This is a genomic window from Streptomyces sp. L-9-10, from assembly GCF_004151105.1.
Classification (GTDB): Bacteria; Actinomycetota; Actinomycetes; order Streptomycetales; family Streptomycetaceae; genus Streptomyces.
This window is the reverse complement of the sequence record NZ_PHRF01000005.1, coordinates 319535-345425: the sequence shown is the minus strand read 5'-3', so window position 1 is coordinate 345425 and position 25891 is coordinate 319535. Positions and strand designations below refer to the sequence as shown.

Annotated in this window: 5 protein-coding genes; all 5 read right to left on the bottom strand. The window is 73.4% G+C overall.

What is annotated here, in order from left to right; all coding sequences use genetic code 11:
* Positions 1-17: 17 nt before the first annotated feature.
* Genes CU044_RS01450 through CU044_RS01430 form a run of 5 tightly spaced genes read right to left on the bottom strand, consistent with a single transcriptional unit; the run spans position 18 to position 25833 of the window.
* Positions 18-9794 (bottom strand): non-ribosomal peptide synthetase, encoded by a 9777-nt coding sequence (locus tag CU044_RS01450; protein WP_129766501.1) that lies wholly within the window; start codon positions 9792-9794, stop codon positions 18-20.
* Positions 9791-17083: a non-ribosomal peptide synthetase gene (locus CU044_RS01445; protein ID WP_165371740.1), complete on the bottom strand. Its 7293-nt coding sequence runs from the start codon at positions 17081-17083 to the stop codon at positions 9791-9793. The genes CU044_RS01450 and CU044_RS01445 overlap by 4 nt, the downstream gene beginning before the upstream one ends.
* Positions 17076-18110 (bottom strand): 3-hydroxyacyl-CoA dehydrogenase family protein, encoded by a 1035-nt coding sequence (locus tag CU044_RS01440; protein ID WP_275670166.1) that lies wholly within the window; start codon positions 18108-18110, stop codon positions 17076-17078. The genes CU044_RS01445 and CU044_RS01440 overlap by 8 nt, the downstream gene beginning before the upstream one ends.
* A 33-nt stretch (positions 18111-18143) precedes the next feature.
* Positions 18144-23888 (bottom strand): condensation domain-containing protein, encoded by a 5745-nt coding sequence (locus tag CU044_RS01435; protein ID WP_165371739.1) that lies wholly within the window; start codon positions 23886-23888, stop codon positions 18144-18146.
* A 31-nt stretch (positions 23889-23919) separates the two neighbouring features.
* Entirely contained in the window at positions 23920-25833 is a 1914-nt protein-coding gene (locus CU044_RS01430; protein ID WP_165371738.1) for a non-ribosomal peptide synthetase, read from the bottom strand.
* Between the last annotated feature and the right edge of the window lie 58 nt (positions 25834-25891).

The window sequence follows — 25891 nt, the reverse complement described above, 5'->3', positions numbered from 1 at the left end:
GGTCTGGGGACGGGTGGTCAGGGGATGGGTGGTCTGGGGGCGGGGAGTTCGGTTGCCGGGAGCCAGGGGACGCGCGAGCCAGGGGCCGGTGCCCAGGGCTCGGGCCCGAGCAGGCCGCCCACCGGCTCGTGGGGCGCGCCGGCCATCGCCTCCAGCAGGTGCGGGAGCTCCGCCGCGATCCGCTCGGCCCGGGGGCCGTCCACCGCGTCCGGGCGGTGGCCCAGCCGCAGCGTCAGCGGGCCGTCGCCTGCGAAGGCCGCCAGTGTCAACGGGTAGTGCGTGGCGTCCCGCCCCTCGCTGTGTACCAGCCGGAGCCCCGGCGCGGCACGGGCCAGGCTCACGCGGTCCAGCGGATAGTTCTCGAAGACCACGTGCGTGTCGAACAGTTCACGCCGCCCCGCCAGCCGCTGGATGTCCCCCAGCCCCAGATGCTGGTGCGCCAGCAGCCCGGCCTGCTCGTCCTGGAAGCGCACCAGCAGGTCCCTGACGGCTTCGGCCGGATCGATCCTCAGCCGCACCGGAACCGTGTTGATGAACAGCCCGATCATCGACTCCACACCGGGGATCTCCGGGCGGCGTCCCGAGACGGTGGTGCCGAACACCACGTCCCGCACCCCGCCCTGCCGGGCCAGCAGCAGCGCCCACGCCCCCTGGACCACCGTATTGAGCGTCAGACCGTACGCGCCCAGGCCGCGCAGGGACGCGGTCAGCGCGTCCGGCAGTGTGAACTCCACGGACCGTACGGGCACCACGCCACCACCGACGACGGTCCCGGTCCCGGCGCCGGTTCCGGTGAGGAGGGACGGCGGCTCGGCGCCGGCGAGAGCGGTCCGCCAGGCGTCCCGGGCCGCGTCACGGTCCTGGGCCGCCAACACGGACAGGTGCTCGCGGTAGGGCGTCACCGCGGGCAGCGCGTCCGCCGCGCCCCCGTGTGCGTACAGCGCGAACAACTCACCGACCAGCAACGACATCGACCAGCCGTCCAGCACCAGATGATGGTGCGTCAGCACCAGCCGGTGTTCGCCGGGCCCCCAGGCGAACAGCGTGAAGCGCAGCAGCGGCGGACGGTCCAGCTCGAAGCGCCTCCGCAGATCGGCGTGGGTGATCCGGTCGAAGACACGCTCCCGGCGCTCGTCCGACACCGGGCCGAGGTCGAGTTCACGCCACTCGGGCACGAGCGCGCCCGGCACCACCTGGACCGGACGGGGCAGATCGTGATGGACGAACGCCGCCCGCAGATTGGGGTGCCGCTCCAGCAGGGCGGCCCCCGCGGCACGCAGCGCTTCTCCGTCCACGTCGCCCCGTACCCGCAGCACGAGCTGCGCCTGATAGACGTCCGGGCTGTCCGGCGCGTACAGCGAGTGGAAGAGCAGCCCCTGCTGAAGGGGCGTCAGCGGCAACACGTCCGCGAGCCCAGGGTAGGCCGATTCCAGTTGTTCGATCTCCGTCTGCTCAAGCGGAACCAGGGGCAGATCGGATGGGCTGTGTCCGCCCGCCCCGGGGGTTCTGGCGTGCACGACGAGGGCGTCGAGCGCGGTGAACCACAGCTCCGCCAGCTCGCGGATCTCCGCCTCCGTGAACGCCGCCTCCGTCCACGACCACTCGGCGCTCAGCCGGGGACCGGCCGGACCGTCGACGGTCACCGCGTTGAGGTCGAGGAGATGCGCGCCGGGCGCCGGAAGCGTCGCGTCCGTCTCGGCCAGTGTGGTGAACTCGGCGGTGATGTCCCAGTCCTGGCGGCCCTCCGCGGCGATCCGGCCCAGGTAGTTGAACCCGGCGCGGGGCGCGCCGAGAGCGGACAGCTCCGGCGCCGCCACCGGGTCGAGATACCGCAGCACGCCGTAGCCGATGCCCAGATCGGGCACGGCCCGCAAGCGCTCCTTGACCCGCTTGAGGGCCCGGCCGAGCGCCGGGTCCGCCGTCCACACGTCCGCCCAGACACAGCCGGTGTGCTCCAGCCGGACCGGGAACATGCTGGTGAACCATCCGACCGTCCGCGACAGGTCCACCCCCGCCACCTCGGCACGGCCATGCGATTCCAGCTCGATGACCACACCACGGGAGTCCCCGCCGGTCGCCCGGCCCCGGCGGCGCCGCCACTCCTCCATCGCGAGGGACAGCCCGGTGAGCAGTACGGGCTCCACACCGCAGTGGAAGGCCGCCCCCACCTCCGTCAGCAGGGGGCGGGTGCGCTCGGGCGACAGCGTCGCCCCGAACCGCCGCACCGTACCCCCCGCCTCCGGGACCGGGGCGTCCGTCAGCGCGTCGCCGCCGGACAGCGCCTCCTTCCACAGCGCCAACTCGCCCTGCCGCGCGCCGCTTTCGCCCTGCCCGGCGAGGTAGCCGGCCCAGTCGCGGAACGGAGTCCCGGCGGCGGGCGGTACGGGAGGCCGGCCGGCGACCACGTCCCGGTGAGCGGCGACCAGGTCCGGCAGCAGAATGCGCCAGGACACCCCGTCGACGGCCAGGTGATGGACGACGAGGACCAGCCGGCCCGGCCGGACGGGCCCGCCGTCGAGGAACACCGCCGCCACCATCCCTCCCATGGCGGGGTCCAGACGGCTCCGGGCAGCGCGGACCGCGTCGGAGAGCAGTGCGGGCAGCCCGGCCCAGTCACCGGCGGCATCGACCCGGTGCACCCGGTCCGCCGCCCGCACCGCTCCGGGCGGCAGGACCTCCAGCGTCCATCGCCCCTGATCACCCGACCCGACCGGTCCGCCTGATCCGCCCGATCCAGCCGGAGCAGCCGGAGCAGCCGGAGCATGGAGCCGGTCCGCCGAGCCCGGGGTGTCCGGGCCGTCGGGGATGCCGGGGCTGTCCGGGCTGTCCGGGCCGGCCGGAGCGTCCGAGTCTCCCGGGCTCAGGCGCAGGCGCAGCGCCGCGTGGTGGTCCAGCAGAGCCTGTAGGGAATCGGCCAGTTGTTCGCGGGTCAGTCCCGGCGGGGTCCGCAGCGTGACGCACTGGCTGAAGGACGCGGGATCGCCACCCGGCCGCTCCCGCCACCAGCGCATGATCGGTGTCAGCGGCAGCGCACCGGCGGCCTCGCGCTCCCCGGACGGCGCGGGAGCGGCGTCCGCCACGAACTCCTCAGCCTTCTCAGCCAGTTGGGTTATACGGGGATAGCGGAAGACATCGCGCACACTGAACCGAAGACCCGCGTCGCGGGCCCGGCTGACCAGCTGAATGGCCGTGATGCTGTCGCCCCCGAGCCGGAAGAACTCGTCACCGGCCCCCACCGACTCCTCGCCGAGCAGCTCCGCGACAATGCCGCACAGCACGCGTTCACGTGGAGTCCGCGGCGCCGCCGAGACCACCACGGTCCGGGGCGGCGCGGGCAGCGCGGCCCGGTCGAGTTTGTGATGACGGGTCAGCGGCAGCCGGTCCAGGACGACGACGGCCTGCGGCAGCATGTACTCGGGCAGCACACCGGCCGCGTGCTCCCGCACCGCGGCCTCGTCGACCCTCCGGCCCTCCTCCGGGACCACGTACGCCACCAGGCGCCGCTCTCCTGGCCGGTCCTCCCGTACCACGACCACGGCCTGGCCCACCCCGCCCCGCCCGGCCACTACGGAGGCGACCTCGTCGGTCTCGATCCGGAACCCCCGGAGCTTCACCTGGCCGTCCGCACGGCCCACGAACGCCAGTACGCCGTCGGGCAGCCACCGGACCAGATCGCCGGTACGGTACATCCGCGCCCCCGGCGGTCCGAACGGGTCGGCCGCGAACCGCTCGGCGGTCAGTCCGGGCCGGTTCAGATATCCGCGCACGACACCCGCGCCCGCCACGTACAACTCGCCCGTCACCCCCGCGGGCACGGGTCGCAGGAAGCGGTCGAGCACGTGGACACGGAGGCCGTCCAGCGGACGTCCGATCGGCACACCCGGCCGGAGGGTCCGGTCCCCCGGGCCGGCCGGGGCAGCGTCGACCGGGTACCGGGTCGTGAACGTCGTCGCCTCCGCGGGCCCGTAACCGTTCACCACGCGCGTGGACGGGCAGTGCCGGCGCACCGCGCTCACGGCGCGCGGCGCCACCACGTCTCCCCCGGTCCATACCGCGTCCAGCTCACGCAGACAGCCCGGGTTCTCCTCGGCGACGAGCTGGAAGAGACCGGCCGTGAGCCACAGGGTCGTGACGCCCGTACCGGTGATCAGGCGCTCCAGTGTCGCCAGGTCCAGTTCACCGGGCGGGGCCACCACCACTTCCCCGCCGTTCAGCAGCGGAACCCACAGCTCCAGCGTGGACGCGTCGAAGGACAGCGGGGAGTGCATCAGAATCCGCTGCGGCCGGCTCTCCTCCCAGCACCTGTCCAGCGCGAGAGCGAGCACATCGCCATGGGTGACGGCCACCCCCTTGGGCACACCGGTCGAACCGGAGGTGTAGATGACCTGGGCCAGGCCCGCCGGGCTGCCCACCGGAAGCGTCCGGGCCGTACCGGAATCCGTCGCCGGGCCCGGATCGCGCACGTCGATGAGGCGCGGACCACGAACGGGCGCGTCACCGGCAGGCACGCCCTCGGGGGACGCGTCGCCGGAGCGCACGTCGGGGGGCGTGCCGTCGCCGATGACCATCACCCGCGCGTCCGACTCGGCGACCACCCGCTCCCGCCGGGCACGCGGCGACCGCGAGTCCAACGGCACATACGCGCCTCCGCACTTGAGGACCGCCAGCACCGCCACCGCGAAGTCCGCGCCGCGCTCCATCAGGACCGCGACCCTGGTCTCGGTACCGACACCGTGGGCGGCGAGCCGGCCGGCCAGCCGGTCGGACCGGGCGTCCAGCTCCGCGTAGGTCAGCACCTGACCGGATACGCGGACCGCCGGGGCGTCGGGCGTACGGCGTGCCCACTCGGCGAATCTCCGTGGCACGGTGTCATGTGTGAGCGGCACGGAGACCGGGGAGGCGCCCCACGTGGTGAGCAGCCGGTCGCGCTCCCCGTTCTCCAGGATGTCGGCGAGGTGGACGGGGCGGTCGGGGGCGGCGGCCACGGACGCCAGCAGACGCGCGAAACGGTCGCCGATCGCCTGTGCGGTGGCCCGGTCGAACAGTCCCGTCCGGAAGTCCAGTACTCCGTCCATTCCCAGGCAGGCGCCATCCGGGCCGCGGTGTTCGTGCAGGCTCACGGACAGATCGAACTTGGCTGCGCCGGTGCCGACCGTGCCGATCTCGGCGGAGAGACCGGGGAGTTCGAGCCGTCGCGGAGGCGCCGCCGTGACGACCAGCATCACCTGGAACAGCGCCTGTCCACTCGCGGAACGGTGCGGTGCGAGCGCCTCGACCACCAAGTCGAAGGGGATGTCCTGATGGGCGAAGGCCGCCAGATCGGATTCCCGGACCCTGCCGAGCAGCTGACGGAACGTCATCGTTCCGGAGGGGTCGGAGGTGTCGGTGCGCAGCACCAGGGTGTTCACGAAGAATCCGACGCTCTCGTCCCAGCGCGCGTCGGCACGGTCGGACACCGCCGTTCCGACCGGGATGTCGGTACCCGCGCCGAGCCGGGTCAGCAGCTCGGCCAGTCCGGCGTGCACCACCATGAACACACTGGCGCGCTCCGCCGCCGCCAGCTCGGCGAGCCGGGTGTGCACCGCGGCGGGAACGCGGAACGTGACGGTGTCTCCGCCGTCCGCCGCCTCTTCGTCCGCCGCCCCCGCCGTCCGGTCGGCGGGCAGCTGGATCCGTTCCGGCAATCCGTCCAGGACCCGGGTCCAGTGCGCGAGCCCGCGCTCCGCGCGCGGCGTGGGGCGGCTGTCCGTACCGAGCGTTCCGCGCTGCCACAGGGTGAAATCCGCGTACCGCGCCGGCAGGGGCGGCCAGTCGGGCTCCAGCCCCCGCAGCCGGGCCGTGTAAGCCGTTCGGAAATCGGCCAGCAGCGGAGCGAGCGAGGCGTGATCGCAGGCGATGTGGTGCAGCAGGAGCAGCAGCACCTGTTCACCCGAGACGGTGATGAACAGCTCGGCCCGCAAAGGACATTCGGCATCCAGCCGGAAGGCGTACCGGGCGCTCGTGGCGAGCGCCTCCGCCGCCTCCGTGTCCGCCGCCCCGGTCCGCGTCACGGTCAGCCTCGGGCGGGCGTCCGCCGGTGACAGCACCCGCTGGACCGGTCTGCCGGCCGCCTCCTGGACAACGGTGCGCAGCGTCTCATGACGCACCGTCAGATCGATGAGCGCGGCTCGAAGCGCCTCCTCGTCGGCCTCGCCGGTCAGGCGCAGCACCAAGGGCACGTTGTAGGCGCTGTCCGGACCCGTGAGCGAGTGCAGGAACCACAACCGCCGTTGCGCGAAAGAGAGCGGGAGGTGCTCGGGGCGGCCGTCCGTCACCGCGTCGGAAGAGGGATCCGGGCCCTCGGTCCCGCCCATGTCCGGGGCCGGGCAGGTGTCCACGTCCGGGCCCGCGTCCAGGTCCAGGCCCGCGTCCACGTCCGGGCCCGCGTCCAGGTCCAGGCCCGCGTCCACGTCCGGGCCCGCGTCCAGGTCCGGGCCCGCGTCCAGGTCCGGGCCCGCGTCCAGGTCCGGGCCCGCGTCCAGGTCCGGGCCGGTGTCCGGGGCGTGCCGCCACAGGTGCGCGGCGAGATCCGCCACCGTCGGATGCGCGAACACATCCCGTACGTCCAGCTCGACCCCGAACCTCTCGCGCACCGCGCTGACCAGCCGTGTCGCGCGGAGACTGTCACCACCGAGATCGAAGAAACCGTCCTCCGGCCCGACCGGTGCCGTACCGAGGAGCTCCGCGTACAGGGAGGCGAGCCGTCGCTCCCGAGGGGTACCCGGCGAGCCCGCGGCGCGTACGGGCGCCACCGGCGCGGGGGCGGGCAGCGCCGCCCGGTCCAGCTTGCCGTTGGCGGTGAGCGGCAACGACTCCAGCGGCACGAACAACGCCGGGACCAGGTGGCCGGGCAGCCGCTCGCGCAGGTGCTCCCGCAGACGCGCGGTGAACGGGCCAGCGTGGCCCGCCGTCGCACCGCGCGCGGGCACCACGTACGCCACCAGCCGCGCGTCACCGCCGGCACCGCCGTGTTCGCCGTCGTCCGGTACGGCGGCCACCACCGCCTGGGCCACCCCGGGCACGGCCAGCAGCGCGGACTCGATCTCGGCGGGCTCGATACGGAAGCCGCGGACCTTGACCTGGTCGTCGGCCCTGCCGAGGTATTCCAGACCGCCGTCCGGCCGCCACCGTACGAGGTCACCCGAGCGGTACAGCCGCGATCCCGGCGGGCCGAAGGGATCGGCGACGAACCGCGAGGCGGTGAGGCCGGGCCGGTCGAGATAGCCCCGGGCGACACCGGGGCCCGCCACATACAGTTCCCCCGCCGTCCCGGGCGGCACCGGACGCAGCCGTGCGTCCAGCACGTACAGGCGCGTTCCGGGAAGCGCGGTTCCGACCGGACTGCCCGGTTCGGCACCATGACGGGCGTTCAGATCGAGCCGGGTGGCGTGGACCGTGATTTCGGTGATGCCGTACATATTGACCACGACCGGCGAAGCGTCGCCGCGCCGCCGGAACCAGGACCGCAGCCGCGCGGGCCGCAGCACCTCACCACCGAGGATCACCCGGCGGAGCGCCAGGTCCCGGCCCCGCCCCGGTTCCTCGTCGTCGGCCGCCGCCAGTGCGTAGAAGGCGGACGGCGTCTGGTTCAGCACCGTCACCCGCTCCCGGGCCAGCAGACCCAGGAACTCCCGGGGCGACCGGCTCACCTCGTGGGGGACGACGACGAGCCGCCCGCCGTGTGCGAGCGCGCCCCACATCTCCCAGACGGAGAAGTCGAAGGCACAGGAGTGGAACATCGTCCACACGTCACCGGCGTGGAACCCGAATCCGGCCGCGGCGTTCTCCAGCAGCGACACCACACTGTGGTGCTCGACCACCACGCCCTTCGGCCGGCCGGTGGAGCCCGAGGTGTAGATGACATACGCGGCATGGCCGGGCGTCAGCGGGGCCGTACGGTCCGCGTCCACGGGGTCGGTGGGCGAGAACTCCTCCAGCGGTCCGGCCGGATCGTCGGGCGTGAGCACACACACCGGCCGCGCGTCCGCCATGATCATGCCGACGCGGTCGGCGGGCCAGGCCGGATCGATGGGCAGATACGCCGCGCCCGTCTTGCTCACCGCGAGAATCGCCGTGACCAGGTCGACGGAGCGCGGCAGCAGAACGGCGACGGTGTTCCCGGGACCTGCGCCGCGCCGGATCAGTGCCCCTGCCAGCCGGTTGGCACGGGCGTTGAGATCTCCGTACGACAGCACGTCCCGCCCGCAGGTGACCGCGGGGGCCGCCGGGGTCCGCGCCGCCCAGCGTTCGACGAGCCACGGCAATGTGACGGCGGGCCGGGGCACCGGGGTGGTGGCGCGGGGCACCGTCCGCCGCCGCTCCCCGGCCGACAGCAGACCGAACTCCCCCGCCGGACGGTCGGGTTCGGCGATCAGCCCGCTCAGCAGCCGTACGAAACGCCGCGCCTCGGCGGCGGCCTCGCGCGCCCCGTACCTGGCCGGATCGGCGTAGAGGTCGACGCGCAGACCGGAGCGCTGTGTCTCCGGGTGGACGGTGACGGACAGGTCTTCCACCGGGCCCACGGCGAGGTGGTGCATCGTCATCGGCCGGCCCGCGAACCGCCGTCCGAAGCTGAAGGGCATCACGTTCACGGCGAGCCCGTACAGCGCTCGCCCGGTGCCGGTCAGGCCCAGATCGCGATGCAGGTCCTCGGCGCGGTAGTGCTGATGCGCGAGCGCGGACGTCATCTCCGCGTCCACGGCTCGCACCAGCTCGGCCGCCGGCCGGTCCAGGGAGACCGGCACCCGCAGCGGCAGCACATTCGAGGTCATTCCGCCCAGGGCGCGGGCCACGGCGCCCGTACGGCCGGCGACCGGCAGCCCGAGCACCACCTCCTCGCCGCCGCCCACTCCGTCGCGCGCGTGTGCCAGCAGGGCCGCCGCGGCGGTGGCCACCACCGGCCACCGCACCCCGAGCCTGCGGGCCAGCAGTCGCAGCTCGGCGAGGCCCGCCCCCGGAAGCCGCGCGACGCCACGCGATGCCACGCCGCTCACAGCGTCCGCCGCGTCCGCCGTCCCGAGCCCGGCCGCCCCGGAGCGAACAGTCCCGGGGGCGACCGACAGGGGGTGGCCCGGCAGGGGGTGGCCCGGCACGGGGTGGCCCGGCACGGGCCGCGAGTCCGCCAGCCTGCCGGTCCAGTGGGCACGGTCGGCGCCGAACTCCGGTGAGGCCCGGTAGTCGGACTCCGCCCGCAGCAACGCCTCCAGCGGGATCCGGGGGCCGGGTTCCGGGTCCTCGCCGCGTTCCAGTGCCGCGTAGATCTCGCCGAGGCGCCGGGCGAAGAGCGCGCCCCCCAGACCGTCCATGACCAGGTGATGACAGAGCAGATACCAGCACACCCGCTCGTCCGAGAGCCGGATGAACGCGGTACGGAACAGCGGACCGGCCGCGAGGTCGAACGGGCGCGCCGCGTCGGCCCGCATCCACTCCACCGCGGCGGCCATCGGGAACGGCTCGCGCCGCAGATCGGCCCGCGGGACGTCCCACGACGGCAACGGCCCGACCCACTGCCGGGGTTCCGCCCCGTCCACGGCGGGAAACCGGGCGTGCAGCGGTTCCGCCTCCGCCACCGTGAGCCGAAAGGCCGTCTCGAACAGCCCGGGGTCCAGATCTCCGGACACCTCGAAGCCGGCCGCCACGTGGTACCGGGCCGGCGGGGCGAACTGCTGCCCCAGCCAGACCCCGTACTGCGCGGTGGAAAGAGGGACGGAGCCGGGGCGGTCCGCCGTGTTCCCCGGCTCCGTACCCTGCCTCATACGACGTTCCCCGGTGTGGCCGGACGGGCCTTCAGCCGCTGGGAGAGCACCTGGGCGACATCGCCCAGCGGGCCGGGCCGCCCCAGCTCACCATGGGTGCAGTCGATGGGCAGTATCTCCACTCCGCCGGCGTCCACCAGCGGCCGCCACAGGTCACGGGCGACCTCCGGGGAGGTCTCCCGGGCGGTGAAGACCAGTGGGTCGCCGGTGAACCGGCCCGGCTTGTGGGCATACGAGAGCGCCGAGTTGTTGGCGAAGATCCGGGCGACCGCCGCGACCCGCTGCTCGTCGAACGAGGCCAGCAGCCCCGTCTGTTCTCGGGCGATCTCCACGAACCGGGGATAGGTCAGCGACTCGCCCGCCCAGCCGGCGGGGTCGTAGCCGAAGAACTCCAGCACCATCGCCAGCACATCCCCGCCGGTCACCCGCGCCGTCGGCAGACTCGCGCTGTCCTTCTCCCGGTCCGCGGGATAGGCATCCAGAACCGCCAGGAGACCGACCTCCTCCCCGCTCAGCTGGAGCTGTACCGCCATCTCGTGCGCCACCAGCCCGCCGAACGACCAGCCCAGCAGCTGGTACGGGCCGGTGGGCTGCACGGACCGGATGTGATCGACGTAGTCCGCCGCCATCTCCTGAACGGACGCGGGCAGTACCTCTTCGCCGTCGAGCCCCCGCGCCTGAAGGCCGTACACCGGCTGGTCCGTGCCCAGCGGCCCGGAGAGACCGGCGTACGACCATGCTATTCCGGCCGCCGGGTGGACACAGAACAGCGGCGGCCTGTCACCCGACTCACGCAGCGGCAGCAGCACGCCGATTCCGCTCTCCGGGGCCCGCTGTGTGCCCGCGAGCAGCACCTCGGCCGCCGTCCCGGCATGCCCGGCAGCGGTCTCGCCGGCCGCCCCGGCCGCCGTCGCGCCGCGTGCCATGAAGCCGCCGACGCTCCGGGTGGGCTCGGTCGCCGCCGTCGTCAGCAGCCGGACGAACCGGTCCGCGAGCGATGCCACGCGCTCGCGCTCCATCAGATGCGGACGGTAGTCGAACCGCAGCAGCAGCCGCTCGCCCCGGGCGGACACCACCAGGTTCAGCGGGAAGTGCGGAGCGTCGTCGCCGTAGGCCCGCGCCAGCTTCAGACCGGGGGCGGGTTCCGCCAGCTCCTCCGTGTCGAGGGGGTAGTTCTCGAACGCCATCACCGTGTCGAAGGGGTTCCCCACGTCCGTGATCCGCCGGATCTCACCGAGACTGATGTGGTGGTACGGCAGCAGCCGGGCCTGCTCCCGCTGGAGCCTGACCAGCAGCGCGCCCAGCGACTCCGCCGGCTCCAGCCGGACCCGTGTCGGTACGGTGTTGATGAAGAGCCCCACCATCGTTTCCACACCGGCGAGTTCGGCGGGCCGCCCCGAGACCACGGAGCCGAACACCACATCGGTGTTGCCGGTCTCCTGGCCCATCAGGATGCCCCAGCCCGCCTGGAGGACGGTGTTGGTCGTCACGCCGTGGCGGCGGGCCATGTCGACGAGAGCCACGGTCGTCTCCGCGCTCAGCTCGACGGTGACGTTGCGCGGCGCCATCGGCTCCGCCGTACCCTCCTCCAGCGCGACCCGGGTCGACGCGGTCAGCCCCGACAGCGCCTCCCGCCACGCGCCCTCCGCCTCCGTGCCGTCGACGCGGCCGAGCCACGACAGGTACTCGCGGAAGGGGGTGGTGGCCGGCAGATCCTCGGCAGCGGAATGACCGGCCGGGAGAACCGTGGCCGTGCCGGAGCCCTCGGCGCCCGCCTCGCGGTAGAGGGCGAACAGCTCTCGCAGCACGATGGGCAACGACCAGCCGTCCATCAGAATGTGATGGGTCGTCAGGACGACCCGGTGACGGTTGTCCGCCAACCGGATCAGCATCAGCCGCATCATCGGCGGGGCGGTCGGGGTGAAGCGGCGGTTGCGCTCAAGCCCCAGCAGCCGGTCGATCTCCGTCTCGCGCCCGTCCTCCGCGAGCGCGCTCAGATCCTCCTCCCGCCAGGGCAGTTCGGCCGCGGCCCCGAACACCTGGACCGGCTCGGCCAGGCCCTCGTGGACGAAGGCGGCGCTCAGGTTGGTGTGACGCCGCAGCAGCGCCCGGCCCGCGGCGCGCAGCCGGTCGGGGTCCAGATCACCGACGAGTTCCAGCCACACCTGCACGGTGTAGACGTTGTGCTCACCGGCCGGCGCGTCCGCCTCATCCGCACGCTCCCGCGCGCCCTCGTACGTATCGGCGTCAGCGTCCGTATCCGTGTCAGCGTCCGCGCCCAGTCCGCTGACCAGGACGTGGTACAGGAGCCCCTGCTGGAGGGGTGACAGCGGAAGGATCTCCTCCAGGCCGGGATAGTCGCGCTCCAGCCGCTCGACCTCGTCCTGGCTGAGGTTCACCAGCGGGAAGTCGGACGGCGTACGGCCGCCCGCTCCGGGCTCCGCGGCGTGCGCCGCCAGCGCGTCCAGGATCTCGAACCAGGCGTCGGCCAGCTCATCGACCAGCCGCTCGTCGAGAATGCCCTCGGGCCAGGTGAAACTGACGCCGAGTTCCGGTCCCCGCGCCGTGTCCTGGGTCAGCGCGGTGATCTCCAGCGGGTGGGCCAGCGGCATGTCCGCGTCGGCCCCCGCGGTCATGCCCGTCTCCGGCGCCGGCCCCCAGTCCTGTTCCCCCGACGCGGCGGGCAGCAGGAACCGTCCGAAGTAGTTGAACCCGATCTCGCGTGGCGGGGCCGCGGCCAGCGCGCCCGAGGTCTCCGGGTTCAGGAAGCGCAGCAGACCGAAGCCGATGCCCTTGTCCGGAATCGCCCGCAACTGCTCCTTCACCCGCCGCAGCGCCCGGCCCAGTTCCTGGCGGGAGTCGCGCCGGCCCGGGGCGTCGGCGCCGCCGGGCGCGAGCCGTATCGGGTACATGCTGGTGAACCAGCCGGCCGTACGCGACAGATCGGCGTCGGGGACGACCGGCTCACGGCCGTGGCCCTCCACATCGATCACCACATCCCGCTCACTGCCGACACAGCGCTGTACCGCCAGCGCCAGGGCGGTCAGCAGCACATCGTTGATCTCGCAGTGGAACGCCGCCGGGATGGTGCTGAACAGATGCCGGGCACGGTCGGCGCCGTATGTCACGGCGCGGGAACGGGCGCGGCCCGTGGTGTCCACGGCCGGGTCCAGCGGCCGCTTCGCCAGCCGGGGCCCCTGCGCGGACAATATGTCTGTCCACAGCGGCAGTTCGGACGTACGGCGCTCCTCGCGTGCCTGCGCGGACAGCGCGCGGCTCCAGTGCCGCAGCGATGTCTCCACCGGGCGCAGCTCGGGAACCCGGCCCGCTTCGAGATCCTGGTACGCCCCGACCAGATCGGGCACCATGATCCGCCACGACACCCCGTCACAGGCCAGGTGGTGCGCCATGAACAGCAGCCGGCCGGGTGCGTCGTCCCCCGCGTCGAACCAGACGAAACGCACCATCACGCCCGCCTGGACGTCCAGTTGTCCCTTCGCCCGGCCTGCCTCGTCCGCGAGGACCCGCTCCAGATCACCCACGCCCCGGACATCGACCCGCCGCACACACGACGCGCCGGACACGGAGCCCGGCGGCCGTACCGAGAGCCGCCACTCCGCCGACGACCGGTCGAGCCGCAGCCGCAGGGCGTCGTGGTGGTCCAGGAGTTTCTGTACGGCGGCGACCAGCCTGTCCTCACGCACCCCGCCGGGGACCTGGAGCAGCACGGCCTGATGGAACCCGTCGACGGGGCCGTCCAGTTCGCGGAGCCACCGCATGATCGGGGTGAGCGGTACGTCGCCGACGCCCGAGGCGGCGCCCGCGGCCCTGGCCCGCGTGGTCTCACGGGCGGCCCCGGCCAGCGCCGTGACGGTCTTGTACTCGAAGATGTCCTGCGGGGTGAGCACAAGACCCGCCTGACGCAGCCGGCTGACCAGCTGGATCGACATGATGCTGTCGCCGCCGAGGTCGAAGAAGCTGGCGTCGAGGGGGACTTCGGGCCGCCGCAGGACCTCGGAGAACACCCGCGCGACCTGCTCCACCCGGCTTTCGGCGGCGGGCGTCACCACGGGCGCCTCGGGAGCCGCCGGCTCCGGCCTGACGGGCTCGGTCCGGGCGGCGGGCGCGACGGGCTCGGTGGGCACGACAGCCTCGGCAGGCTCCGCGCGCTCGGCCGGGGCGACGGCCTCGGCGGGCGCGGCGACCGATTCCGGTGCCGCGACCGGTGCCGGTGCCGGTGCCGGTGCCGGTGCGGCAGGCTCCGGCACGACGGCGGGATCCGGCACGGCGGCGGGTTCCAGCGCCACGGCGGGCTCCGTCTCGCGGTCGAGCTTGCCGCTCGGGGTGCGCGGCAGCGACTCAGCGAGCCGTATCTCACCCGGGACCAGATACGCGGGCAGCCGCTCGGCGGCCCACCCCCGCAGCGTCTCCGGATCCGGACGCCCGGCCCCGGTCACCGGCACCGCGTAGGCGACGAGCCGTGCGTCACCGGCCGCGTCCTTCCGTACCGCGGCCATGACCTCGCCCACCCCGGGGTGCGCGGCGAGTACGGTCTCCAGCTCGCCCAGCTCGATCCGGAATCCGCTGACCTTGACCTGCGCGTCGGCCCGCCCCAGGAAACGCAGTTGTCCGTCCTCGCCCCAGAGGGCGAGATCACCGGTCCGGTACATACGGCCGCCGGGCGGACCGAACGGATCGGCCACGAAGCGTTCCGCGCTCAGTCCCGGCCTGCCCAGATAGCCGCGGGCCAGCCCGGCACCCGCCAGATACAGCTCACCGCGCCGACCCGGCTCCACCGGCTGGAGCGCCCCGTCGAGTACGTACGCCCGCACATGCGTCAGCGGACGGCCGATGGGCGGCACACCGCCGGACGGCGAGTCGCCGGACAGCGGGTCGCCGGACAGCGGGTCGCCGGACAGCGGGTCGCCTGGCGAGAATTCACCGGACGGGGATTCGTCGGAGGACCAGGCCGTGGCGTACACGGTGGCCTCGGTCGGCCCGTACACGTTGAGGAGCCTGCTGCCCGGCATGGTCCGCGCCACGCGGGAGGCGAGAGAGGCCGGGAGCGCCTCCCCGGCCATCGCGAGCGTCTTCGCGGACAGCTCCACGCCGCCGAACTCCATGAGCTTCGCGAACACGGACGGAATCGCGCACAGCAGCCCGCCCGACCAGCGCGGCGGGTCACCGTCGAGCAGCGAGAGCAGATTGCCGACCACCTCGACACTGCCACCGGTGGCCAGCGCGGGGAAGATCTCGGCCACCGACACATCGAAGCTGAACGAGGTGGCGGCCAGCGTGTGCGCGAGCGCCTGAGCGCCGAACTCGGCGGCCACCCAGGCGATCAGCGGCACGACCCCGCGATGAGCGACGACGACACCCTTCGGCGTACCGCTGGATCCCGACGTGTAGATCACATACGCGGGATGCGCGGGCAGCAGCGGTGCGGCACGGTCCGCGTCGGTGGGCGGCTTCGGGGAGCAGCGCTCCAGTTCGTCCGCGGTCCTCGCGTCGTCCAGTACGAGCACCTCGCCCGGAAGGCCCTCGATGTCCCGGCCGGCGCCCTCGGTGTCGGTCACCACACACCGGGGCCGCGCGTCCTCGATCATGAAACGGATCCGCTGAGCCGGGTAGGCGGGGTCGAGCGGCAGATACGCGGCGCCGGTCTTGAGCACCGCCAGCATCGCGACGATCGCCTCGGTCGACCGGGGCAGCAGCAGCCCCACCACCCGCTCGGGTCCGGCCCCCCGGCGGATCAGCAGATGGGCCAGGCGGTTGGCCCGCTCGTGGAGTTCGCCGTAGGTGAGCCGCGTCGTACGGTCCCGGACGGCGATCGCGTCGGGGTGCCGGGCCGCCGCGGTCTCCAGCAGTTCCGTGAGCGTGCCCTGCTGAGGGCGCCGCTCCACGGCCCCCGTCCAGCCGCGCACGGTCGCCCGCAGGCCGGCGTCCAGGAGATCGAACGTGCCGACCGGCAGGCCGGGAGCGGCCACGGCGGCGGACAGCAGACGCCCGAAACGCTGTCCGTGGGCCGCCAGTTGGGCAGCGGTGTACCGGCCGGGGGCGCCCTCGAAAGCGATCCGCAGACGGCTGTCGCCGGGAAGCTCGTCGATCACCACGCGCAGATCCTGGACGGGTTCGTGACCCACCCTGCGGGTGACGGCGGGCAGCGCGCCGAACCGGATCTCCGGGCCGGGGGTCCGGATGTCGGCGACGGGCCCGTAGAGTTGCGGGCGGCTGCCCGGCAGTCCCAGCTCCCGGCACAGCTCCTCGTGCCGCAGCCGCTGACGCGCGCGGACACGGCGGCTCTCCTGGGCCGCCCGCTGGGCGAGTTGACCGAAGCCCGTACCGGGGCGCACCGTCAGCCGCAGTGCCGCGATGTCCTCGGCGGCGCCCGGCACGCGCTGGGAGATCCGGGTCGGCCGTCCGTCGACCGGCAGACCGAGCACGAGGTCCGTACCGCCGCTCATCCGGTGTGTGTACGCCGCGACGGCGGCCAACAGCACGGCCCGGGACGGGGTGCCGCTGTAGCGGGCCGCCGCGCGCACGCGGTCGGTGACGGCGGTGGTGAGAACGAACGGGAGCCCGGGTTCGACGGCAGCCTCGGCAAAAGCGCCTACGGCGCCCGCGGCGCCCGGCGCCGTTTCCTCGGCCAGGGTCACCGGCTCGGTCCTGCCCGCGACATACTCGCGCCAGAACGCCAGATCCCGCCCGTGGTCGTCCGACGCGCGGTATTCGGCCTCCTCCGCGAGCAGCACCGCCGGTGACACCAGCGCGGAATCCCGTAGCGGCCGGCCCTCGGCACGCGCCGTGTAGACCTCCGCGACCCGGCGGGTGATCAGTGAGCAGCCGAAGCCGTCGAGCACCGAGCGGTGATGCCGGTGGAACCAGTGGAAGCGGTGCGCGGAGAGGCGGATCAGTGCCTGTGCCGACGCCGCGTTCCCGGCCGGACGGGCCGACCGGGCGAGCTGGGCCCGTACCCACTCCTCCGCCGCGGCCACCGGATCGGGCTCGGCACTGACGTCCACCAGCGGCAACGGCAGGCTGTCGGCGGACTCCAGGGCCGGGGCCTCCCGCGTACCGGGCTCGCTCCCCGGCAGCCGCAGGCGGAGCGCGTCGCTCTCCTGGACGACCTGGGCCAGCGCCTTCTCGAACGCCGTGACGTCCAGGGCGCCGTGGATCTCCACGACCTCCGCGGCGTACAGGCCCGGTCCCCGGGGACCGTCCGGCGAGCCGCGCCAGACCTCCCGGCCCGCGGCGGACATTGCGGTGCGCGCACTCTGGTGGTCAGCCATGGCTGGCTCCTCCCCGCGAGACGAGATGGTGTTCCGGACGCTGCCTCTGCTCCGGGTACTGGTAGAAACCGCGGCCGGACTTGCGGCCGACGCTGCCTTCCGCGACATGACGGGCCAGCAGGGCGCATGGCCGGAAGCGTTCGTCGCCGGTGAACTCGCGCAGCACGTCGAGTGAGTCGAGTACGGTGTCCAGCCCGATCAGGTCCGCCGTACGCAGCGGCCCCATCGGGTGGCCGAAGCAGTCCTGGAAGATGCGGTCCACGGTCTCGGCGTCGGCCGTTCCCTCGCCCAGCACGGTGGCGGCCTCGTTGAGCGTCAGCATCAGCACGCGGTTCGTCACGAAACCGGGCGCGTCGCGGATCACGAGGGCCTGCTTGCCGATCTCCGCGAGGAGGTCCACGGTCCGCCGGACGGTCTGCTCGCTGGTCCGGGGCGCGCGGATGACCTCCACGGCGTCCTTGAGGGGGGCCGGGTTCATGAAGTGGGTGCCGATCACCCGGTCGGGACGGCCGGTGACGGATCCGAGCCGGGTGATCGGGATGCACGAGGTACAGGACGCGAAGACCGTGTCGGGGCCGCACACCTGGTCCAGCTGCCGCAGGATCTCCTCCTTGACCGGCACCTTCTCGCGCGCGCACTCGACCACGAAGAAGGCGGGGGCCAGGTCGGAGAGCTTCTCCGACCAGACGACACGCGCCTCGGGGGACGGAGAGGAGGACGCGGGCGTCCCGCCTCCGGCCCCGGCACCTCTGCCTGAGTCTGTACCTGAGTCTGAGTCTGTTCCGGCTCCGGCTCCGGCTCCGGCTGATGCGGAGGAGCGACGCCGCAGCAGCTGCGCCATCCGCACCCCCGCGCGGAGGCGGGCCGGGCCGCCGCCGAGTGCCGCCGGGTCGGAATCGACGACCACCACGGGGTACCCGGCCTCCGCGAAGCACTGCGCCACGCCGATCCCCATCGTTCCGGCACCGACGACGCCCACGGGCGCGCCGGTGGCGATGGCCGGCTCACTGTCCTTGCGTTCGCGCACGGTTGCGGATCTCCTTCGGCTCTGTCCGGGATGTCAGTCGGCGAGTGACGCGGTGGCGCTGAACCACAGGTGCGACAGGGGCGAGGCGGGCTCACGGACGGCGGCGCGCACGAGGGCGACCAGGTCGTCGGCGAGGGCGGTGACCGTCGAGGCGTCGAACATCTCGGTGCGGTACTCCACCGACACCTGCAACGCGCCCGGCTCGGGGCCTTCGACGACGGACCAGGCCAGATCGTGGACCGCCGTACCGGTGGGCAGGGTGAGCCGTCCCGCCTCCTCCCCCGGCCACCGCACGGCACCGGCCTCGACACCGGCCGCGGAGCCGAGCGCCGCGGGCAGGCGGTGGTGGGCGTAGACGACATCGAAGAGCGGCGCCCGCCCCGGCTCCTGGGGCACGCCGGCCGCGCGGACGATATCGGCGAGCGGCACGTCCCGGTGGCTCTCGGCGTCCGCGACCACCTCGCGGATCCGCTCGGTGAGCAGGTCGTAGGAGGGATCGTCGGCGAGCGCGATACGCAGCGGCACGGTGCGCGCGAACGCGCCGATCCGTTCGTCCGTGCCGGGCCGCTCCCGGCCGTCTCCCGTTCCCCCGGGGGCCCGGCCCGGCGCCGTGGTGAGTCCGATGACCGCCTCTTCGGTCTCGGAGCGCAGGGCGAGGAGCGTGGTGATGCCCGCGAGCAGCCCCTCGCGGGCTCCGGCCCGGGTCAGTTCGACGGCGAGTTCCTCCGGAACCCGGAAGGTGTGGGCGGCGCAGGCGCCGGTACCGGCGAGGGGGCGCGGCCGGTCGGCGGGCAGGCCGGAGGCGCGCAGCCCGGAGAGGGTGCGCTTCCAGTGGTCGAGCCGTCCGTTGAGCGGACCGTCCGCGACCGCGAGCGGATCGGGTGAATCGTCCTGGCGCGCGTACTCCGCGTTCCGGACCGGGACTTCGGGCAGCGCGGGCAGACCCGCCGGGTGTCCGCGCAGCCGTGCGCCGTAGAGGGCGAACAGGTCCCGGAAGAACACACCGGGCTGTCCTCCGTCGTAGGCCGTGGGGTGAGTGGTCACCACGAGGATGTGCTCGGTGCGGCCCGTGGTGATCAGCAGCGCGCGCAGCGGGCGGCCCGCCACCGGGTCCAGGGGCCGCCGCCCTTCGGCCAGGGCGAGTTCGCGGGCGGCGGCCGTCGGTTCGTCGAGGCCGGAGGTGTCGACGGCGGTGAAGAAGTCACCGCGCAGGGGGCGCAGCACCGCGTGCCGCTCGGCCAGTTCCTGGAACGCGGTCCGCAGCCGTGCTCCGTCCACCTCGCCACGCAGTTCCACGCAGACGCCGACCGGGTCTCCGGAAACGCCGGACGGGACCGGGAGGTCCGGGGCGGCGGCCTCGATGACGGCCGGCACGGTGACAGCCGGATCGGTGACAGCCGGCACGGTGACAGCCGGCACGGTGACGGTCGGTGGGGCGACGGTCGGCTCGGGGACGGTCGGGACGGTGACAGTCCGCTGGGCAGGGGCCGGCTGGACGGGAATCTCCCCGTACGGGGTGTCCTCGTCCGCCGCGACGGCGCGCAACAGCTCGATCAGCGACGCCGACAGGGCCTCGACCGTACCGGCGTCGAAGAGCTGCGTGGCGTACTCGATCACCACGTCGAGTGATTCCTCGCCCGCCCGCTCGGCGACGACCACCGTGAGGTCGAACTTGGCCGTGCCCTTGGGCAGTCCGGGGAAGTAGGGACCGGTGTCCTCGTGCCCGGCCGGGCCGAACAGGTCCTCGCCGAACGCCAGGCCCGCCGGCAGCGTCTGGTGGACGTACATCACGTCGAAGATCGGGTTCCGGCTGGGATCACGCTCCGGTGCGACCTCGCGCACGATCTTGTCGAACGGGATCTCCTGATGGTCCAGCGCGCCTAGCACCACACCGCGTACCTGACGCAGCAGTTCCCGGAAGGTCGGATCACCGGAGAGGTCGGAGCGCAGCGCGATGGTGTTGTTGAAGAAGCCGAGCAGACCCCACAGTTCGGGGCGGCTGCGGCCGATGGTCGGCGTGCCGATCACGATGTCCCGCTGACCGGACCAGCGCGCGAGCAGCACTTTGAGGCCGGTGAGCAGCACCATGAAGAGCGTGGCGGTCTCCCTGCCGCCCACGGCCCTCAGTCCGTTGACCAGGTCACCGGGGAGGGTGAACCCGTGGGACGCTCCCGCGAAGTCCATGCGTGTGGCACGCGGCCGGTCGGTGGGCAGTTCGAGCGCGGGGGGATCGTTCAACCGCCCGCGCCAGTAGTCGAGTTCGCCGTCGAGCCGGGAGCCCTCCAGCAGTTCCCGCTGCCAGCGCGCGTAGTCCCGGTACTGCACGGGCAGCGGGTCGAACCGGTGTACGTGGCCCTCCAGACGGGCCGTGTAGAACGCGAGGAACTCCTTCATCTGGATCTGGGGCGCCCAGCCGTCGTTGACCGCGTGGTGCATCGCCCAGCAGAAGAGATACTCCTCGGGCGCGACGCGTACCAGCGTCACCCGGACCAGCGAATCACGGGCGATGTCGAACACCCAGCCGGTCTCGGTCCTGATGATCGCGCGCGCCGCGGCCTCGGGGTCCGGGTCGGCGGTGACGTCCTCGTACCGGAAGAAGTCGCCCAGCTCAGGGCGGATCACCAGCCGCGGCCGTCCGTCGGCCTCGATGAAGTTGGATCGCAGGGTCTCGTGCCGCTGGGCGAGATCCTCCCAGGCGAGCCGGACGGCGCCGGGAACCAGCGGGCCCCGGTGCCGGGAGACGCCGGGCAGGTTGTAGAGCGTGGTGGTCGGGTCCAGCTGGTGGTGGAACCACATGCGTTCCTGCCCGTACGACAGCACCAGTTCCTCGCCGGGAAGGATCGGGGGCAGCGCATGGCCGTCGTCCTGGACGGCGGGCGCCGCGGCCGACGGTTCCGGCCGTGTCCCCTCTTCCGGCGGGGCCTGCGGCAGCCGGGCCGCGAGGGCGTCCGCGAGGTCGCCGACGACGGGATGGTCGTAGATGTCGACCAGCTTGAGGTGGACGCCGTAGCGCCGCTCCATCCCCTGGACGAGCTGGAGCCCGATGACGGAGTTCCCGCCGATGGCGAAGTAGTCGGCGTCCGCCGGGACCTCGTCCGCGCGGAGCAGATCGGTGAGGGATTCCCGGAGCCAGCTCAGCACTGTCTGCGGGCCGGACGGCGCACTCGGACCGGGCCCGGACGAAAGCGCGGGCGAGGCGGGTGCGGGCGCGGCGGGAACGGCTGCGGGCGCGGGTACGGGGGCCTCAGGGGCGGCGGGTACAGGAGCCGGAACGGACGCCGGAACGGCCCTGGGCGCGGGCACGTGGGCGGGCGCGGAGACATGAACAGGCTCGGGGGCTTCGGCGGGCGCCGGGACGTGGACGGGCTCGGTGGCGAGCGCCGGGGGCGGCACCGCCTCGGCGGCCCTCGTCGCCGGCGCGGCGGCTCCGAAGCCCCCGAAGGAGATGATGTCGCCGACGGGCCGCGCCCAGCAGCGGACGCCCCTGAGCCGGTGGCCGGGCAACGGGACCCGGCGTCCGACGCCGCCCCCGCGCTCACCGGCGGCCACCGACAGCGCGGACCAGTCGGGGTCCCACCCCCGCTCATAGAGGTGCCCGAGGACGTCGAGCACCCCGTCCGTGCCGGAGTCCAGGGTGAGGACGGCGGCGTCCGCGCGGCCGTGCAGATACTCCGCCAGCCGCTCGCCCAGCTCACCACGGGCCGCCAGCTCCACGAACACGACGGGTCCGCCCGCGAGTTGTTCGTCCGCCGCCGCCCTCAGCTGTTCCAGCCGGAGCGCCTTCCCGGCCACCGCCGGGTCCTGGCCGCTCGTCGCCCGCTCCAGCGTCGCGGTGTCGGCGGGCGTCAGGGTGTTCTGAAGATGCCGGACGGTATACCGGGAGATCCCGGAACTCATCAGTCCGTCGGGGGTCACTCCGGCCCGGGTGAGCCGGGTGTACGCGGCGAGCTGGCCGCGCACCATCGTGGCGCGGTCGGCCGGTACGGGCAGCCGCTCGGGCAGCGGGCCCGGGAGCGGGTCCGCCTCCGGCGCCCGGCCGGGGTCGGCGTCCCCGGAGAACAGGAACACCACGCGGGGCGCGGCGGCGGACCGGGCCTCGGTCCTGCCCGTCCGCGGTGACACTGCCGTGGCCGGGGTCTCCAGTCGCTGCCAGGTGGCCTCCGCTGCCAGTCTGACGGCCAGTTCGGTGGTCCGGCCGGCCACCGCGCCGACGCGGTGGGGGTGGTGCTCCCGTCCCTCGTTCAGCGTCCTGGCGACATCGGCCAACGGCTGTGTGCTGTGGCGCAGTTCGAGCGAGAGCCGTTCGCACAGGGCGATCAGCTCGGCGGGCGTACGGGCGGATACACCGACCAAGCGCGCCGCGTCGGCGCCCGGTCCGCCGGCCGCTCCGCCGGCCGCGCCGGCGCCGGTGTCCGCCGAGCGCCGCCGTACGGCCGTCCCGGGCGCCTGCTCCACCACGCAGTGCGCGTTGACTCCGCCGAGGCTGAACGAGCTGACACCGGCGCGGCGCACCTCGTCGCGCCAGGGCCGGAGCGATGTCACGACGTCGAGGCGGGCACCCTCGAGATCGACCTCGTCCGCCGCCCGTTCGAAGTGCAGCGAAGGGTACAGCTCACCGTGGCGCACACTGAGGATCGTCTTGACCAGCCCGGCGATTCCGGCGGCGTGGTCCAGGTGTCCGAGGTTGGTCTTCACGGAACCGACCGCGAGGCCGCGGCGGTCGCCGGGGCGGGCGAGCGCCAGCCCCTCCGCCTCGATGGCGTCGCCGAGCCGGGTGCCCGAGCCGTGTGTCTCGACGTACCCGGCCGTCCCGATGTCCAGGTCCGCGCTGCGCCACGCCTTGCGGATGACCTCCGCCTGGGACCTGGCGCTCGGCGTGCTGATGGTGGCCGAGTGCCGGCCGTTGTGCACGACGGCGCTGCCGCGGATCACGGCGTGGATGAACGCGCCGTCCGCCAACGCCCGCTCCAGGGTGGTGAGCAGCAGGACCGCGCCCCCCTCACCGCCGCCCGCTCCGTCCGCCGCGTGGTCGAACGCCCGGGATCTGGCGGTCGGCGAGCTGATGCCGGGGAAGGCCGCCACGGTCGCGGCGGGCGCGACGACATGACGCAGGCTCACCCCGCCGGCCACCGCGTACTCCGCGTCGCCGTCGCGCAGTTCGCGGCATGCCTGGTGTACGGCGACGAGCGAGCCGTTGCAGCCGGTGTCGACGCCGTAGCAGGGCCCTGTCAGCCCGAAGATGTGGGAGATCCGGGCGGGCAGTATGCAGGGGACGTTGCCGATCATGCTCAGCGTGCCGTGCTCGCGGACCAGCGGCGCGTAGCCGTTGCTCGGGGAGCTGAAGATCACGGCGGTCTGGCTGTCGCGCAGGCCCGAGGGGGCGTATCCGGCGTTCTGCAGGGCCTCGTGGGTGAGTTCGAGGGCGATCCGGTGCTGCGGGTCGGTGACCTCCGCCTCGCGCCGCGACAGACCGAAGTACTCATGGTCGAAGAGATCGATCCGGTCGAGATACCCCAGCTCCGGGTAGTCCGCGGAGGGGTCCAGGCAGGTGGACTCGACACGTTCCCGCGGTATGGGGCGCACCGAGTCGACGCCGTTCCGCAGATTCGCCCGGAACGCGTCGAGGCTGTCCGCCTGCGGAAAGCGCGTGGCGATGCCGATGACCGCGACGGCCGGTCGCGCCCGCGTCGCGCCGTCGTCCGCCGTCACACCGTCTCCCCGCGTCGCGCGGTCCTCGCGCGTCGCGTCGCGCCCGTATGCCGTGCCCGTACCGCTCATGTCGCCATCCCGTTCATGCAGCACCCTGCCTTCACAGCTCATAAGCGGTCGGGGTCGTGAGGTCTTGTCGCCGGGCGTCCGCCTGCGCGTCCGTGCCCGTGCCCACGCGGTTCGTGATCGCCTCCGCCTGGGCGGAGATGGTGATGAGGTCGAACAGCTCTCCCATGCGCAGCACCCCGGGCCACCGCTGATTCAGCCGGGCGTGCAGATCGATGATCTTGAGGGAACTGCCGCCGACCGCGAAGAAGTTGTCGTCGGGACCGGTGTCGGGGTGTCTGAGCACGGCCGCCCAGATGGCTCCGACGCTCCGCCGGTGGCCGGTCCACCCCTCCCAGGGGGAGTTCTCGCGCGTCGAGCCGGCGAGCCGGCCGTCGGCCGGATCCCCCGCCGCGCCGCCCTCGGGCCCGCCCGCCGGGGCGAAGTCGCGCGACAGCGCCGTACGGTCGGCCTTGCCGCTGCTGTTCAGCGGCATCCGCGCGACCGGCACGAACACGGTGGGCACGGCCTGTTCCACCAGATGTCCGAGGCAGTGCCGGCGCAGTGCCATCCCGCCGGGCGGCGTGACCTGGGGCCCGGCGGGCGTGAAGAAGGCCGTCAGGCGCGGCTCGTCGTCCTCGGCCGGTTCGCAGACCACCACCGCCTGGCCGATGGCGGGATGGCGCTCCAGGACGCTCTCGATCTCGCCGAGTTCGATACGCGTGCCGCGGATCTTCACCTGGAGATCGGTTCTGCCGTGGTAGTGCAGCGCTCCCCGTTCGTCGACGAGGGCGAGATCACCGGTGCGGTACAGGCGCGCTCCCGGCCGCCCGAACGGGTCCGCGACGAACCTCTCGGCCGTTCTGCCCGGTTGTCCGGCGTAGCCGAGGGCCACGAACGCGCCACCGATGTACAGCTCGCCCTCCACCCCGGCCGGTACCTCGCGCAGCCGGTCGTCCAGTACCCAAGCCTCGGCGCCCGGCCAGGGCCGGCCGATGGGGATCCGTGGCCGGGAGGCGTCCGGGTCGGGCTCGACGGTGCAGGAGATGATCGTTTCGGTGGGGCCGTACTCGTTCGCCAGCAGCACGCCGGGCAGCCGCTCGTGGTGGGTACGCACCAGCTCCGGCGTACAGACCTCGCCCGCGACCACCACCAGCCGCAGGGAATCGGGGAGCAGCCGGCTCTCGTCCAGCAGTGCCCGGTAGTAGGAGGGGACGACGATGAGATGGGTCGCCCGGTGTGCGCCGGCCAGCCGGGCGAGTTCCCGGACCTGCCTCAGCTGCCGCAGATCGGGCAGCAGCAGTGTGTGGCCGTTGCGGAACGACCAGAACATGCCGCCGAGCATGCCGTCGAACGACAGCCGCATCGCCATCAGGAAGGTGGAGGGTTCGGTGCCGTAGACCCCGGCGCGGGAGCCGATGGACGCGGCGAGCTGGGCACGGCTGACCATGACCCCCTTGGGGAGCCCGGTCGATCCCGAGGTGTAGACGAGGTAGGCGGGGGCGTCCTCGGAGACCGGCGGGTACCCCTCGTCCACGTCGGCGACGCGCGCGCCCGTCTCGATGAGGTCGGGTATCCGGAGTCCGGCGGCTTCGAGCCGCTGCGGCGGGTCCGCCAGGCCCGTCATGGCCGGGTCGTCCCCGGTGTTCAGCACCACCGCGCAGTCGGTGTCGCGGAACAGCGCCCGTACGCGCGAGGCCGGCAGGTCCGGTTCGAGCGCGGCCCAGGCGGCGCCGGTCCGGAGCGCGGCGAGTACCCCGATGACGGCGAGGGCGCTCTGTTCGACGCGGATGCAGACGACCCGGCCCGGCCGCGCACCGCGCTGCCGCAGGAGCTGGGCGAGCCCGGCCGAGGCGTGGTCGAGTTCGCGGTAGGTGAGGACCGCTTCCCCGATGATGAGGGCGGTCGTCTCCGGGGAGCGGGCGGCTTGCTGCCGGAAGGCGGCCAGGATCGGCCCGTGTTCGGTCACGATCGGCCTCCGTCGGGTCTCGGTCGCACCCTGTTCAGTGACGACCTGATCCTGTCCG